Consider the following 15,953-nt stretch of genomic DNA (forward strand, 5'->3'; position numbering starts at 1 on the left):
GTGTCGCAGGCGACAGAGCAGACTTGTGCGGCTTCAACCTTCGCTTCGGCGGCTGGCACGGGCAGTAGGACGGCCGGCATGACCACCGCCAAGAGGATCCTCATCGTCAGCCTCCGAGTCCGGCCGTGTCGGCCCAGGTGGTGTCCGCGTCGTAGCTGCCCGCGCCGTCCCACGGATTGGCGCCGCCGGCAACGGCTATGTAGACCAGCTCGTTCGCGTGCCGGACGTAGTGGGTCGGGTAGTTGAAGGACTGGAGCGAGACGTTGCCGGTACCTCCGGCGCGCGGCGGTTGGGCGCAGAACGTCGCGTCCTTGGCGTAGGTGGAGGTGCCGTCGTTCGGATCCTTGTAGAGCCGGTAGCCGCGATGGCGCAGGAACTGCCCGGGGAAGTTGCGCGACTCGAGCGAGTAGCAACTGCTCTCGGCCAATCCGGCGCGGATGATGAAGCTCGCGTCCTGCCGGGCGAGTTCAGGTGATGCCGCGTCGATGACATCGGTGCGGACGCCACCGTCTTGATGGCGGAGGTACCGGTTGGTGTAGCCGGCGGTGGTCACCCGAAACGATCTCGTCTGCCCTTCGGCCAGGTCGGCGCCACTGCGCCACCAGCCCGGTACGACGTTCCAGGTCGCGTCCTCGCGGAAGGAGCCGCCGGTGTCGCTGTCGAGCCAGACCTCCGCGTTGCGGTGGCGGAGGTAGTACCCGGGCAGGTTCTTCGATTCGAGCGACGTGCCGCCGCCGCTGAGTCCTTCGCGGGCGCAGAACGTCGCGTCGGCGTTGAAGCTGCCGCCGGTGCCGGCTTCCTTCTGGATGCGGTAGTTGAAGTGGCGGAGGTACTGGCCGGGGAAGTTGCGCGACTCGAAGGAGTAGCAGGCGGCGTCGGCCAGGCCGGGGCGGACCCAGAAGGTGCTGTCCTGCTTGAGTCCCTTGCTGCTGGCGGTGTTGACCACTTCGGTCGCGGCCAAACCGTTGGCGTGGCGGAGGTACCGGGTGGTGAGTCCTGTCGTGGTCACTTGGAGCGAGGCGAGTTTGCCGGTCGGCAGCACGGTGCCTCTGGCGGCGGCGATCACCTTGAGGTTGACGTCGCGGACCTTGGCGAAGTCCATCTTGCGGACCTGGCGGTCGTAGGTGAAGAAGCCGTTGATCTCGTCCTCGACATCGGTCGGCTCGGTGTAGACGCTGCCGGACAGGCCTGAGCCGGTGATGAGATCGGTGAGCTGGCTGGTGATCTGGACGTACCGGTTGGTGAGGGCTTCTGGGGTCGGCAGCATCTCGTAGGCGAAGGTGTCGCCGGTCGACCATTCGTGGCCGGGCACGTGCAGGCCGAGGCCGCCGTACTCGCCGAGTTGGAGGACGCGGGTGGTCGACGGGGCTCTGGCGACCGCCGGGCCGACGTACATGTGGTCGTCGATGATGTCGCCGTTGCCGGGGTCGGGATCGGAGTCGCAGCAGTTCGAGCCGGAGTTGTGGTTGACCAGGCGGGTCGGGTCGAGGGACTTGACCAGGTCGGTGATCCGGCCGGCGTCGTACTCGCCCCAGCCCTCGTTGAACGGGATCCACTGGACGATCGAGGTGATGCCCTTGTGGTTGTCGATCATCCGGCGCAGCTCGGTCTCGTACCGGGCCTGGCCGGTGGCCGAGGCGTTGCGGCCGGCGACGAGCGCGGGCATGTCCTGCCAGACCATCAGGCCGAGCTTGTCGGCCCAGTAGAACCAGCGGGCGGACTCGACCTTGATGTGTTTGCGGACCATGTTGAAGCCGAGCGCCTTCTGCTGCTCCAGGTCGAATCTGAGCGCTTCGTCGGTCGGAGCCGTCGACAGGCCGTCGGGCCAGTAGCCCTGGTCGAGGGTGCCGAGCTGGAAGACGAACTTGCCGTTGAGAGTCGGGCGGAGGACGCCGCCCAGTGTCGCCTTGCCGACCGATCGCAGGCCGAAGTACCCGCCGACCGTGTCGCCGCTGGCGAGGGTGACCTTGAGGTCGTACAGGTAGGGATCGTCGGGGGACCAGAGTCTGGGGTTGGGGACGGCGATGCGGAACTGGGTGCCTGTCGTGCCGGTTGCTTGGGCTACTGGCTGGCCGTTTTGGAGGACTTGTGCGGTGACGCTCTGGCCGGCGGTGCCCTGGACGGTGAGGTCGAGGGCGCCGGCGGCGATGTTGGGGATGGTGTCGAGGCGGGTGATCCTGGCGGCGTTGGTGGGCTCGAGCCAGGCGGTCTGCCAGATGCCGGACGTCGGGGTGTACCAGATGCCGCCGCGGTTGAGGCGTTGCTTGCCGAGCGGGATGTCCTGGGTGTCGACGGGAGCCCAGACGCCGACGATGATCTCGTTCGATCCGGCGCGGAGGGCATTGGTGATGTCGTAGGAGAAGGCGTCGTAGCCGCCTTCGTGGGTGCCTTGCAGGGTGCCGTTGACCCAGACCTTGGACTGCCACATGACGGCGCCGAAGTTGAGCTGGACGCGCTGGCCGGACCAGGCTTGCGGGATGGTGAAGGTGCGGCGGTAGTACATCCGCTCTTCGTGCCGCTCGATCCCGGAGAGGGCGGACTCGATGGGATAGGGGACGAGGACTTCTTCGCCGAGGGTGGTGCCGGTGGGTGGGGTGTCGAGGTTGGTCGTTGGGGCGAACTGCCAGATGCCGTTGAGGCTTTGCCATTGGGCGCGGGTCAGTTGGGGTCTCGGGTATTCGGGGAGCGGGTTGGTGGTGGAGACCTGATTCGACCACGGGGTTGGGAGTTTGGGGGTCTTGGGCGCGAAGCTGGGTTGCTGTTTGGTGACCGGTACGCCGGAGGCGACCTTGCCGAGGTTCTGCCAGCCGCCGTGGCCGTCGCCGCCTTGCCAGGCGTAGACCGTGGCCGCGTTGGTTGATGGGTCGGCGAGGATGTAGTCGGCGTTGCCGTCGCCGGTGAAGTCGGCGAAGGTGACCAGGCCGGAGGTCGTGGTCAGGCCGGTCGCGGTCTTGCCGAGGCCGAGCCAGCCGCCGCGGCCGTCGCCGCCGCGGTTCAGGTAGGACTGCACGGAGCCGTCCGCCGCGATCGCGCTGTAGTCGGCACGGGTGTCACCGTCGAGATCGGCGAAGCGCACTTTGCTGCGGTCGGTTGTCGTGCCGGTGGCGACCTGGCCGAGGCTCGACCAACTGTTGACGCCGCGGTTGAGCCAGGCGGAGACCGCTCCGTTGGCGGCGATCGTCAGGTAGTCGGTCTTGCCGTCACCATCGAAGTCCGCGAAGCGTACCGACGCCTGGTCGGTCGTCACTCCGGCCGCGACCTGCCCGATCGCCGACCAACCGCCACGTCCGTCGCCGCCGCGATTCAGCCAGGCCGAGACGGATCCGTTGCTGTTGATGACGAGATAGTCGGCCTTGCTGTCCCCGTCGAAGTCGGCGAACCGCACTCGGGTCGCATCGCTCGTGGTCCCGGTCGCCACCTGCCCGAGCACTGCCCAGCCACCGTGCCCGTCGCCACCCCGATTCAGAAACGCCTGTACTGCACCAGTGCTCGCGACGGTCAGATAATCCAGCTTCCCGTCCCCGTCGAAGTCGGCCCAACGTACCTTCCCCGACCCCGCTTCGTTCCCCGCGTTGATCGCCGGCCCGGCCGCGATCACTCCGTCGGAGTACGCACGGTCCAGCGCCGGATAAATCGCCTCCGCCATTCTCTGAAACCCGGCGTCGTTCGGATGCAACCCATCCGGCAACTCGCCGGCCGTCAGCGCCGGCGGCTCGACGTACCGGGTCTTGGCCGCCGTCAGCATCCCCTTGACCGAACTGTTGAAGCTCGCAACCTTCGCCTCGAGCCCCGGCGTTGTCGGAATCAGCCCGAGCACGATCACCGTCACCCCCGGCTTGTCGGCGATGATCCGATCGACAAGCCCTTTGAACCGGGCGGGCGCATTCGCCACATCGACGTTGCGGTTGAGGTCATTGATCCCCAGATGCAACGTGACGACATCGGGCTTCGCCCCGGCCATCCACCCGTCGATCTCAGCGCGCACCTGGTCGATGATCCAACCGCTGTGCCCCTCGTTGGACAGATCCGCCAAACTCCCCGAAGCCTGCGATCCCACAAAGTTCAGGTCGTACCGCGCCTGCCCCGCCACCAACGCAGCCAACGGCCGCCGATACGACGAGGACGTAGGACTCCCAACCCCCGCAGTAATCGAGTCCCCCAACGGCAAGACCCGCAATGTAGGCCGAGCGGGCACTGCAGCCGCGGGTACGGCCTGCACCACCAACCCAGTAGCCACCAACGCAACCATCACGCCACCAACCACGGCCCGCCGCAGGGCGCCGCCGGCGCCGCGCACCGCCGCAGCAGATCTGGTCGCACCGCGCACACCCCACACCCGCCCGGCCGCCCGCAGGGCGGCGGTCTTGCGTGCGCTGCTCATGAGGTTGTGTTGAGGAGGTCGAGGGCGCTGTGCTGGCGGGCCGCGTCTAGTTTGTCGACTGGGCCGTACCAGTGGAGGCCGTATTGGTCCATCGGGGTGCGGTCGGAGGCGAATGCTCGATCGGCCTGCTTGCGGAGGTAGGCCGTGTATGGGTGATCGGACAACGCGGCGTTCAGCTTGCCGAGACCGCGTACGTGTGCGCCCTTGAAGGACGGGCCGTCGCCGCCGCAGTCGCCTGATTCGCAGGGTTCTCGGAGGATTCCGTCTGCTGTGTTGAGGGATGAGGATGTGGTGGCGGCGTCGGCTAGTTGGCGAGCCGTGGTCAGGTACGCGGTGTTGTTGGCGGCTCGGGAGAGCTCGGTCAGGGCGCCTAGCAGGACACCCTGGTTGTAGGTCCAGGCCGTGTCGCCGTTGGTTTTGCAGGTGGTGAGGTTGATGCCGTCGTTGACCAGATGGGAGCTGTTGATCATGCCGGTCTGCTGGAACCAGGTCCAGCCGGCCTGGGCCCGTTGCAGGTACGTCGTGTCACCGGAGATGCGGTTGTGCAGCGCAGCGCTGAGCTGGATGTAGAGCGAGTTGGAGATCGCGTTCTTGTACGTCTTCGCCTCGCTCCACCAGACCCCGCCGCCACACGTGTTGTCCCAGTACGCCGCCATGTGGTCGGCATCCGCGCGCGCCGTCTGCAGGTACCGCGCATCACCCGTGTAGTCGTAGGCAGCGATCCACGCGAGACCCCACCAGCCGGTGTCGTCGATGTAGTCGTTGCGGAACTGGCCCTCGGCCTTGTTGAGGTTGAGGTCGTACGTCCGCCCGATCGCATACCGATAGCTGTTCATCCCCGACACCCGCGCGTTGTCGATGACGGCGGTCAGCGCGTTGGCCGCGTTCCACCAGCCGGTCGTGTCGAAGAGCCCGGTCGACCGGTTGTAGAACTGCATCTGCGCGGTCGCGGCGGCGGTCCGCCGGTCCCACGCGTTCCAGGTGGTCCGCGCCCACGGCGTACAGGCGATGTCGGCACGGTCACCAGCCTTGCCGCACGCCCGGAGCGCTCCGACGCCTTCGTTGTTCCAGTCGTCGACGTTGAACATCTGAGTGCGCCAGCCGCGCTGCCCAGCCGGTATGGCCGTAGTGCCGAGCCGGCTGCCGGCTGACCACGTCCGGCCGCCGTCCATCGAGCGGTCCAGCCAGACCTCGTCGCCGGGGTTGCCGTTCTCGATCGAGGCCCAGCCCATCGCGTCGGCATCGTCGAAGTGCAGCCGCAGCGTGCGGCCGAAGATCGTCGCCGAGACGGGGGACCGGTCGCCCGGCGAGAGCGCCGGATCGCGGGCGTCGCAGTACTTGTTGCAGATGGTCGCGTTCGCCGTCATCGTCACCGCCGGAGTGGAGGGTGCGGGCGCCGGCGGTGGCGCGCCGGCCGGGATGGAGATCGCTGTCAAGAGGACGGAAACGATTCCAACAATCATGAGTTCTCCCTGGGGCGGTAGGAAGAGAGCGTTTTCACGAAAGTAGACGCAGGCTGTGAGGTCGTCAATACTGCACGTGATCGAAACTAATCGAACTTTGAGGGAGTGCGATGTCCGCCCGTCGCCTGAACTTCATCGCTGCGCTCGCCCTGCTGTCCGGCGTGCTGGTCGCTGTCCCGGGAATCGCCGGCGCAGCGGACGGCCCTGCCGACGTCCATACCTATCTCGAGGATCCCGGCCGGGTCGCCGAAGGCCAGGTCGCGCCGCACACCCGGCTCTGGCCGTACGCCGACGACGCGTCCGCGGTACGCGGCGAAGGCTCGCCGTACGTACGGTCGCTGGACGGTTCGTGGAAGTTCAAGCTCGTCGACAAGCCGGGTGACGTGCCGGCCGGGTACCAGCTCCCGGGGTACGACGACTCCGGCTGGTCGACGGTCAACGTGCCGCACACCTGGCAGAGCGACTTCCTCGATCACCCGATGTTCCGCAACATCCCCGAGGAGGTCTGGCCGGACGCGCCGCCGAAGGTGCCGCGGGACGTGAATCCGACGGGTGCCTACCTCAAGACCTTCAACGTCCCCGCTGATGAGGCGGGGCGGCGGCAGTTGCTGCGCTTCGAAGGGGTGACGAGCGGCTACTTCGTCTGGGTCAACGGGAAGTACGTCGGCTACGACCAGGGCGGCTACAGCCCGGCCGAGTTCGACATCACGGACGTCGCTCACTCCGGACGGAACCTGGTGGCGGTACAGGTTCATCGGTGGGGGTCGGGGTCGTATCTCGAGGACTACGACCAGTGGCGGTACGCCGGGATCTTCCGCGACGTCTACTCGTACTCCGTGCCTGCGGCAAGGATCCAGGACGCCTACGTGACAACGGATCTGGATGCCTCTTACCGAGATGCCACGCTGTCCGTCGACGCCGAACTAGCCGGCGCGCAACCGGGGTGGGTGCTGACCGCGACGCTTCGCGATCCGGCGAGCAAGGTCGTCACGACGTTGAGCGGCGGACCGAAGCTCAGTGGGGTCGTGCACGATCCGGCGAAGTGGTCGGACGAGACACCGACGCTCTACAGCCTGGTGCTGTCGCTGACTGACCCGTCCGGCGCCGTCGTGCACCGGACCAGTCAGAAGATCGGGTTCCGCGAGATCGAGGTGCGGGACAAGCAGATCCTGCTGAACGGCAAACGGATCCTGTTCCGTGGCGTCAACCGCTCCGAGACCGACCCGGAGACCGGTCGGCACATCACCCACGAGGCGATGGAGAAGGACGTCCGGCTGATGAAGCAACTCCACATCAACGCCGTCCGTACGTCGCACTACGAGAGCGACCCGTACTGGTACGAGCTCGCTGACAAGTACGGCATCTTGATCGACGACGAGGTGGACATCGAGACGCACGCGCACGAGTCGTGCCCGTCGGTCTGCCTGGCCAGCAAGCCCGAGTGGCAGGCGGCGTACCACGACCGGTTCGAGGCGATGGTCGAGCGCGACAAGAACCACCCGAGCGTCGTCTTCTGGGACACCGGCAACGAAGCGGGGCTGGGAACCGCGCACTACGCGATGGCTTCCTGGGCCGACGCTCATGAGCCGACCAGGTTGCTGTACCACCAGTCGAACTCGCCCGACGGCGATGCACCGTACGCCGATGTCGCCGGTCCACGGTACCCGACGCCGGCGTCGCTGGAGAACAAGGCGAAGACGTTCAGCAAGCCGATCGTGATGGGTGAGTACGCCCATGCCATGGGCAACGGTCTCGGCAACTTCGACCAGTTCTGGGCGCTGGCCCGCAAGTACCCGTCGATGCAGGGCGGCTTCATCTGGGACTGGGCCGAGCAGAACCTCGAGCAGCCGTTGTTCACCACGCCGGACTCGTCGGCCGGCAAGGTCCAGGCGTTCTTCGTCGGCAAGCCGTCGCTTGCTACCGGCCACGTCGGCAAGGGCGTCGACCTGTCCAGTCTGGACGACTTCGTCGACGTCTTCCGGTCGCCATCGCTGGACGTACCTGGGCCGTTGACCCTTGATGCGTGGGTGAAGCCGGCGTCGTGGACCGGCTCGATGCCGATTCTGACCAAGGGACAGCAGTACGCGTTGCAGCAGCCGAACGCTTCGACGCTGGAATTCCGGGTGACTCTGAACGGGCAGCAGAAGGTGGTGACCGCGCCGACGCCCGCGGAGTGGATCGGTAGCTGGCACCGGATCACCGGGACGTACGACGGGGCTGCGCTGACCCTGTACGTCGACGGCAAGCCGGTGAAGTCGGCGCCGGCCACCGGGACGATCGAGCCGGGCTTGTGGGAGGTGAATGTCGGCCGCAACGCGGAGACGCAGCAGGACCAGGTCGGTAGCCGGATCGCGCATGGTGTCTTCGACCAGGTACGGATCCTGCGGCGCGCTCTCACTGCTGCGGAGGTTCTCGGCGGCGCGGACTTCGTTCCGGACGCGGTGCTTGCGCTGGACTTCGAGAGCACTGTCAACGCTGGGCGCTTCCAGAGCCTGGGGATCAGTCTGTCCGGCACGGACGGTCTGGTCGGTACCGATCGCTACCTGCAACCCGAGACGGTCGAGATGGCCTGGGCACAGTCACCACTGCGGTTCTCGTCGGGCGCGCCCGGTGTCGTGACGCTGCGGAACGAGCAGCAGTTCGCGCCGCTCACCTTCGATCTGCGATGGGCTGTCCGGCAAGCCGATCAGGTCGTGCGGCAAGGAACTCTGCCCGTGACCTTGCCGCCGGACAGTACGAAGACGGTGGAGCTTCCGGTCGCCGCGGACAACCCGCGGTCGCTGGAGCGGTTCCTCGATCTGGATGCCGTGAGTGGTGCTGTTTCAGTGCAGCACGATCAGTTCCGTCTTGGCGGCACCGTGGTGACCGGGGTCGGTGGCAAACCTGCTCCGGGTTCGCCTTCGGTGGTCTCCCAAGGCAGCCGGGTCATCGTCTCGGGTCGCGATTTCAGCTATACGTTCGCGGCGGGCAAGCTGATCTCTTTGGTTGCGCGAGGCAAGGAGTTGCTGAAGGCCGGCCCGTCGTTGGATGTGTGGCGACCGCCCACCTCGAACGAGACCTACGACTGGGGGACGGCCGATCGCCAGGTCTGGAACGCGCTCGGCCTGGATCGCCTCCAGTTGACGGCTGGCAACGCAGCAGTCGCGACGCTGCCCGACGGCCGCGTCCAGGTGACAGCGCCGAGTGTCGCGGCGGCGCCCGGACATGCTGCAGAGCTGTCGTTCGAGCAGACGATGACGTACACGATCGATGCCGCCGGCGCGATCACCCTGGCTCACCAGGTGACGCCACACGGCAGCAAACTCACCAACCTGCCCTATCTACCGCGGGTCGGCTTCTCCCTCCAGTTACCGGAGTCCCTGGAGAAGTTCGCGTACTACGGTCGTGGCCCCGAGGAGAGCTACAACGACAGGGCCTCGGGCACCCGTATCGGCGTCTACCGGAGCACGGTGGACGAGCAGTACGTGCGGTATTCGCGTCCGCAGGCCTACGGCAACCACACCGACACCCGCTGGACGAGTCTCACCGACAGCAGCAACGGCCTCCTGGTTGCCGCTTCGAAGGGTGACTCGGTCGACGTCAGCGTGACGCCGTACGACCGGCTCGACCTGGCGGAGTACGACTTCCAGAAGCAACTGGTGCGCAACCGCGGCTGGGTGACGCTGCATGTCGGCGATGCCGAGACGGGGATGGGTGAGACGCCCAACAGCGTCCAGGCGCCGTACCGGATCGATCCGACCCAACCGCGCTCGTACTCCGTGACGCTGCGGCCGCTGTCCGCTGCAGAGGCTGCTACTGGCGCACCAGCGATCACAGGGCCGGCTGCATGCGACCCGACGACTGCGATCAAGCCTGAGGGCGAGGCGAAGCAGGGGGTGTCGCAGACCGTCGCAGTGACGGTCACTGGCGAGTGCGCCGAGCCGGTGCGTGGCACTGCGGTGAAGCTGGCGGTGCCGAGTGGTTGGAGTGTCTCGCCGGCATCGGTGTCGTTGGGTGACGTGGTTGCCGGGCAGACTGCTACTGCCTCGTTTGTGGTGACTCCGCCGGTGACTGCAGGCTTCGGCAGCTACTCGTACGTGGCCACGACCAGCTTTGAGGATGGTGGCCCGCTCACTGCGACGGGCAGTGTCGAGCTGCCGCTGGCACCCGGGCAGCGCTGGGCCAGCGACCTCCCGTACGTCGGTACGCCGACCAATGGGTGGGGACCGGTCGAGCGGGACACCAGCAACGGCGAGGACGTCGGTGGAGATGGTGGACCGCTCCGGATCGGTACGACCGGCTATGCCAAGGGATTCGGCGCGCATGCCAACTCGGTGATCACGCTGGACGTGCCTGCCGGCTGTACTCGGTTCGATGCGACCGTCGGTCTTGATGCCGAGGTCGGTGGGTCCGGCAGCGTCAGCTTCGAGGTGCGGGGCGACGGCGTCGTACTGGCGTCTACTCCGCGGCTGACGGGCGGTGGCAACGGTGTGGCGTTGACTGCTGATCTGGCTGGGCGTTCGCAGGTGCAGTTGGTCGTCAACGATGCGGGGGACGGCAACGGCTCCGACCACGCGGACTGGGCGGCTGCCAGGCTTACTTGTTGAGAGCGGTGAGGGTGGCGCCCGTGCTGAGGTGTGCTGTGAGGTTGGCGCGGGCGCTGGTGGATCGCTGGGCGACCAGGTTTCCCTTGTAGGTATGGCCGTTGAGGGAGATGCGGTCGACGTGGCGGCTACCGGCGGCCAGGAGGTAGGAGCCGCCGGCCGGTGCCTTCCAGTAGGCGGAGGCCAGGACGTTCTGGTCGAAGCGGCTGCAGGCTGCTGTGTCGACTGCTCGGCCTGCTGGGAGTGCTGCGGTGCCGGGCGCTAGTAGCTCGGCACTGGCCCAGCCGTTGCCGTTCCAGGTGTCAGAGCGGGTGCAGACCCAGTTGCCGACGCCGCCGCCGGGTAGTGGCTGCTCGGCGAAGATCCAGTTGTTGGCTGAGCGGACTCCTTGGTCCTGCAGTGGTTGCAGCGTGCAGGCGGTCTTGGCCCAGCTGAGTAGGCCGGCGGTGCTGGTCGCCTCGCGCGGGGAGCGGGCGGCGCCGCTCGATGGAGGTGGCATGTAGGTCAGGTGGACTGGGCTGAGGCCGCCTAGGTAGGTCAGGAGGAACGCGTGCTTCTCTGCGACGGTTGAGGCCGAGCGAAGCTGCAGGGTCGGCCAGCTCTTGCAGGTGGGGCGTGGGATCGGGGCGGTGATGCCGTCGGCTCGGGGGAGGTCGGCTGCTGGGGTGTTGGGCTTCACCAGGTTGCGCAGGGTTGCTGTGGCGATCCAGGGGGCGGTGAGGAAGCGGACGCCCTTGGCTGACTCGCTGATGACGACCGCTGCGGCGGTGGTCACGTCTGCGTTGTCGGCTCGGGAGATGACGAGTGCGGCGCCGTCGGTGCCACCTGCCGCCGTACCTGCACCTGCACCTGCACCTGCCGCTGCCGCTGCCGTGCCCGCCGTGCCTTCCGCGCTTGCTGTGTAGCGGGCTAGGCGTTGGCCGTCGTAGAGGAGGACTACCTGCTTGTTGTCGACAGTGCCGGCGTACAGGAGTTGGGGGGACTGGATGGGAGCGGCTGTCGGGGTGCCGGCTACTGCGGTCACCCCGGTGCCGACTGACCAGGCGTGGAGTGCCTTAGTGAGGAGGTCCTTGTCGGTGAGGCGGTCTCCGCGCGGGGGCCAGGCGGTGAAGTCGACGCGGGCGGTGTCCTGCCACTTGTCGGCTGGGGTGCGTTGCAGGGAGTCCGCGGTGAGCTTGGGGGCGAGCATCAGCTGGGCCTGTGGTGCGGTGACCGGCTGCTCTTGGCCTGCTGTGGCGAGGAGGGAGATGAGGATTACGGCGGCGAGTAATGCGGTGACAGCGATCGCCACTGCGCGGCCGCTGGCCTTGCGGCGCATCAGGTCCGTCGGTGCGAGGCGGACGGCGCAGGGGTCGGACGCCGAGACGTCCAGGGGGTCTTCGGCGGTGACCTCCTCGAGCAGGGCGGCCTCGTTGACCGCTGCTTGGGGGTGCTGGATGCCGATGGCGCGTAGCTGCAGCTCGGCCTCGTCTACGGACAGTTGCTCTGCGCGCACGAGGGCCCAGGCGGCTCGGGCCTGTGGAGTGAGACTGCTGAGCGCCTGGTCGAGGGCCTGGTTGTCCACTGCGCCGAGGCGGGGGAAGAGGCGGAGGCCCCAGGCCTGTGGCAGCCAGCGGAGCGGAGTACGGGAGGAGGCTTGTTTGATGGCGTCCTGGAGTACGCGGCGGCGGAGGAAGCTGGTGGCGTCGGACTCGCCGGCCAGCAGTCGCTGGAGGCGACGGCGGTCGGGTAGTGCGCGCTGGACGATGCCGTGCGCGGCCAGGATGCGACGGTGGCGGCCCAGGGAAGACGGCAGGATCAGGTAGGCGAGCCGGACGAAGGACGGGTAGCCGTCGACCAGCGCGGCCTCGACCTCCGCCGGTCCGACGTTCTTGCGATCGGGCAGGACGTGAATGTCCATGACGGTTTCGCTGCTCCTCGGATCGGTGCTCGGTCCCACCGAGAACCCAACGAGCGACAGCGCCGGCAGTCACACCGCACCGCCCACCGCCTGAGACGACATTGCGATGGCTTCCTGACAACTCCCTGACATCGTCTTCATAGGTTGCGGGAGAGGATCACAGCGGTCATGGACAAGGAAGGTCGAAACGTTGCGCGCTCGCAGCTCGGCGATCATCGGCGTGGTCGCCGTCGCAGTGGGTCTCGCCGTCTCGGCCCCGTTCGTGAACTCGCCGGCCGGCCCGGCACTGAGGGGTACCGAGCCGGCCGGTCTGGCGCCTGCCGGTCCGGTTGCGACGGGACCTGCTGGTCCGGCGACCGGATCTGCTGGCCTGGCGACGGGATCTGGTGGTCTGGCGACGGATAGCGCTGGTCTGGCGACGGGACGGGCTGCGACTGGACAGGTTGGGACCGCGACGGCGCCGGCGGCGGAGTGGATCGGCTTGATCACCGGCGACCAGGTGGCGGTTGACGAGCGCGGTTCGGTCGTCGCGTTCCGCCCGGGTGCTGGGCGCGGTGGCATCCCGCTGCGGCTCTACTCGTCGGGCGGTCACCTGTACGCGGTACCGGCTGATGCGGCCGCCTTGGTCGATCGTGGGGTGGTCGACCGGCGGTTGTTCGATGTGATGCTGCTCAGCAGGCCGGAGTACCGGCGGGAGAACGCCGAGGGGCTCGCGGTGATTGTGACGTATTCCAAGCCGGGCGCTCGCGAGGTGGTTCGGGCCGGGAATGGGGTTCGGGTCGAGCATGTCTACACGTCGATCGACGGTGATGGGCTGCGGGTCGGATCCGTCGACGCTTGGCGGCGGTTGACGTCGACGGTAGGGATCAAACGGGTGTGGCTGGACGTCGTACAGGACTCTTTGTAGAGCTGAGCTAACCGAGGGTGATCGCGGCTATCCTCGGGCCGTGAGCGAGACGAGCGGGGTTCAGCCCAGCGGTGAAGCAGTGACCGGCCGGTGGGACGGGGTGGATGTCCACTTCGGCGAGGAAGGTGGCCGGCTCACCTACGGCAGCTATCTGCGGCTGGAGCAGTTGCTCGACCAGCAGCGGCTGGAATCGGATCCGCCGGCGCATGACGAACTGCTGTTCATCACGATCCACCAGGTCTACGAGCTGTGGTTCAAGCAGGTCCTGCACGAGATGACGGCGTCGCGCGACGCGATGCTGGCGGGGCAGCTCTGGAAGGCGCAGCACCTGCTCCGGCGGGTGCACACGATCGAGCGCACGCTGATCCAGCAGGTCGACGTGCTGGAGACGATGACGCCGCAGGACTTCGGCGAGTTCCGGCACCGGTTGTCGCCGGCCAGTGGCTTCCAGTCCGTGCAGTTCCGCGAGATCGAGTTCCTGTCGGGCGCCAAGGATCCGTCGTTCGTGAAGCGGTTCCGTGGGTTGAGCGCGGCTGAGACGGCGCGGCTCGAGCAGCGGCTGGCTGAGCCGACGCTGTGGGACGCCTTCCTGGGTGTGCTCGAGTCGGCTGGTTTCTCGACGGCTGACGAGGATGACCTGCGGAAGGCTTTGCAGACGGTGGCGGGGGATCGCAGTAGTTTCGCGGAGATCTGGGAGCTTGCCGAGGCCCTGGTCCAGCATGACGAGCTTGCGGCCGCCTGGCGGGCCCGGCATGTGGTGATGGTCGAGCGGATGATCGGAACCAAGCCTGGTACGGGTGGTTCTTCAGGCGCGGGGTATCTGCGCAGCCGGCTGGATCTTCGGTACTACCCGTTGCTCTGGCATCTGCGGACCTCGCTCTAGACGGTCACCGTCAGCTCGTTGAGCTCTGGCAGGTGGCCTTTGGTGCATCGGGCAACTATCTCGACGGGGTGGCCGTCGTGGGTCAGCTCGAGCGGCTCCGGCGGGGCGTGGTGGCGGTTGCTCCACTGGGCCAGCCCGAAGACGACGGGCATCAGGTCCTTGCCGCTCTCGGTCAGCTGGTACTCGTACCGGCGGCGCTTGCCTGGTTCCTGGTACTCCGTTTTGGCCAGCACCCCGATGTCGACCAGCGCCTTCAGGCGGCTGGCCGTCGTCGCCTCGGTCAGGCCGGTACGGGCGGCGAAGTCGTCGAAGCGAGTGACGCCGTAGTACGCCTCGCGCAGCAGCAGGATCGTGGATCGCTGGCCGACCGCCTGCATGGCGAGATCGATCGGGCAGTAGTCGCCGAGCGGCTGTTGGCCCCGCTCGGCCAGGCGGCCCTTCAGCTCAACGTGCATGAACTCACACTAGCTGCTGACTTGTGTCTTCCATAGTCAGAGGTGACTATGGCTTTGTATAGTCAGCTGGCTCCTGGAGGCTCGTCATGTCTGCTCGCTCCGCCGTCATCGTCGATGCGGTCCGTACTCCGATCGCCAAGGGCAAGCCGGGTGGCGCCTACAGTTCGGTGCATCCGGTTGACCTGCATGCACACGTTCTGCGTGCCCTGGTCGATCGGACGGGGATCGATCCGGCGCTGATCGACGACGTGATCAGCGGGGCGGTCGGTCAGGTCGGGGAGCAGAGCACGAACACGGCTCGGTGGGCGGTACTGGCCGCCGGCTTCCCCGAATCGGTACCGGCGGTGACGGTCGACCGGCAATGCGGAAGCAGCCAGCAGGCGATCCACTTCGCCGCCCAGGGCGTGATGAGCGGCGCCTACGACATCGCGATCGCCTCTGGCGTCGAGTCGATGAGCCGGGTGCCGATCGGCAGCCAGTACCAGGTGCCGCTTGTGGGCCAGTCCGCGGTGCCCGGTGGCCGGTCCGCCGTGCCTGGTGGCCAGCCTGCGGCGGCTGACTTCGCTGGGCCGACTGTTGCCCAGCGCTACGAGCCGGGGCTGATCCCACAAGGTGTCTCGGCCGAGTTGATCGCCCAGAAGTGGGATCTGAGCCGGGGGCAGCTCGACGAGTTCGCTGCCTTGAGCCACAGCCGTGCGGCTTCAGCCTGGGCGGACGGCCGCTTCGACGCCGAGATCGCGCCGCTGAAGGCACCGCAGGCTGACGGAAGTACCCGCGAACTGCTGGTTGACGAGACCATCCGGCCTTCGACGACTGCGGAAGTCCTCGCCGGTCTCCGTCCCGCCTTCCAGAACGACTACTTCAGCACCCGCTACCCCGGCCTCGACTGGCGCGTCACCGCCGGCAACTCGTCGCCGGTCAACGACGGCTCATCCGCTCTGCTCATCACCAGCGAGGAAGCCGCGCGCCGCCTGGGTCTGAAGCCCCGCGCCCGCCTCCACACCTTCGCCGTCGCCGGCGACGACCCGGTCATGATGCTCACCGGCATCCTGCCCGCCACCGAAAAGGCGCTCAAGCGAGCCGGCCTGACTCCCTCCGACATCGACGCCTACGAGGTCAACGAAGCCTTCGCCTCCGTCGTCCTCTTCTGGCTGGCCGAAACCGGCGTCGACCCTTCCAAGGTCAACATCAACGGCGGAGCCCTCGCCATCGGCCACCCCCTCGGCGCCAGCGGCGCCCGCCTGATGACCACCCTCCTCTCAGTCCTGGACCAACGCCAAGCCCGCTACGGCCTCCAGGTCATGTGCGAAGCAGGCGGCCTGGCCAACGCCACCATCATCGAACGCCTCTAACCCACCCACCCCGCCACCGTCCCCGCCCC

At 67.4% G+C, this 15,953-nt stretch carries 8 protein-coding genes; 4 read left to right on the forward strand and 4 right to left on the reverse strand.

The window, feature by feature from the left end:
* Positions 1-106: 106 nt before the first annotated feature.
* Positions 107-4,381 carry an AbfB domain-containing protein gene (locus tag ABD116_RS40615; protein WP_343983833.1) on the reverse strand — a complete coding sequence of 1,425 codons (4,275 nt, stop codon included), beginning with the start codon at positions 4,379-4,381 and terminating at the stop codon, positions 107-109.
* On the reverse strand, positions 4,378-5,844 hold the full coding sequence (locus tag ABD116_RS40620; protein ID WP_343983836.1) for a glycoside hydrolase family 76 protein: 1,467 nt from the start codon (positions 5,842-5,844) through the stop codon (positions 4,378-4,380). Before ABD116_RS40620 ends, ABD116_RS40615 begins: the two co-directional genes overlap by 4 nt.
* 110 nt (positions 5,845-5,954) lie before the next feature.
* Between ABD116_RS40620 and ABD116_RS40625 the strand changes: the two genes are divergently transcribed.
* A complete protein-coding gene (locus ABD116_RS40625) occupies positions 5,955-10,430 on the forward strand; it encodes a glycoside hydrolase family 2 TIM barrel-domain containing protein (protein WP_343983839.1) in 4,476 nt (1,491 codons plus the stop codon).
* Here ABD116_RS40625 and ABD116_RS40630 read toward each other — a convergent pair.
* Entirely contained in the window at positions 10,420-12,327 is a 1,908-nt protein-coding gene (locus ABD116_RS40630; protein WP_343983842.1) for a hypothetical protein, read from the reverse strand. The two genes, ABD116_RS40625 and ABD116_RS40630, sit on opposite strands and share 11 nt — an antisense overlap.
* A gap of 190 nt (positions 12,328-12,517) precedes the next feature.
* Here ABD116_RS40630 and ABD116_RS40635 point away from each other — a divergent pair, with 190 nt between their 5' ends.
* Both ABD116_RS40635 and ABD116_RS40640 read left to right on the forward strand, forming a co-directional pair.
* The gene (locus ABD116_RS40635) at positions 12,518-13,234 is read left to right on the forward strand and encodes a hypothetical protein (protein WP_343983845.1); all 717 of its coding nucleotides are present in this window, start codon (positions 12,518-12,520) and stop codon (positions 13,232-13,234) included.
* 40 nt (positions 13,235-13,274) lie between these two features.
* The gene (locus ABD116_RS40640; RefSeq protein WP_343983848.1) at positions 13,275-14,117 is read left to right on the forward strand and encodes a tryptophan 2,3-dioxygenase; all 843 of its coding nucleotides are present in this window, start codon (positions 13,275-13,277) and stop codon (positions 14,115-14,117) included.
* Here ABD116_RS40640 and ABD116_RS40645 read toward each other — a convergent pair.
* Complete coding sequence (locus tag ABD116_RS40645; RefSeq protein ID WP_343983851.1) at positions 14,114-14,572, reverse strand: winged helix-turn-helix transcriptional regulator; 459 nt, start codon at positions 14,570-14,572, stop codon at positions 14,114-14,116. The two genes, ABD116_RS40640 and ABD116_RS40645, sit on opposite strands and share 4 nt — an antisense overlap.
* An 86-nt stretch (positions 14,573-14,658) precedes the next feature.
* On the opposite strand from ABD116_RS40645, the gene ABD116_RS40650 reads away from it, so the two are divergent.
* On the forward strand, positions 14,659-15,924 hold the full coding sequence (locus tag ABD116_RS40650) for a thiolase family protein (protein WP_343983854.1): 1,266 nt from the start codon (positions 14,659-14,661) through the stop codon (positions 15,922-15,924).
* Positions 15,925-15,953: the final 29 nt, after the last annotated feature.

Origin of the sequence: Kribbella koreensis, from assembly GCF_039525325.1 — a bacterium.
Classification (GTDB): domain Bacteria; phylum Actinomycetota; class Actinomycetes; order Propionibacteriales; family Kribbellaceae; genus Kribbella; species Kribbella koreensis.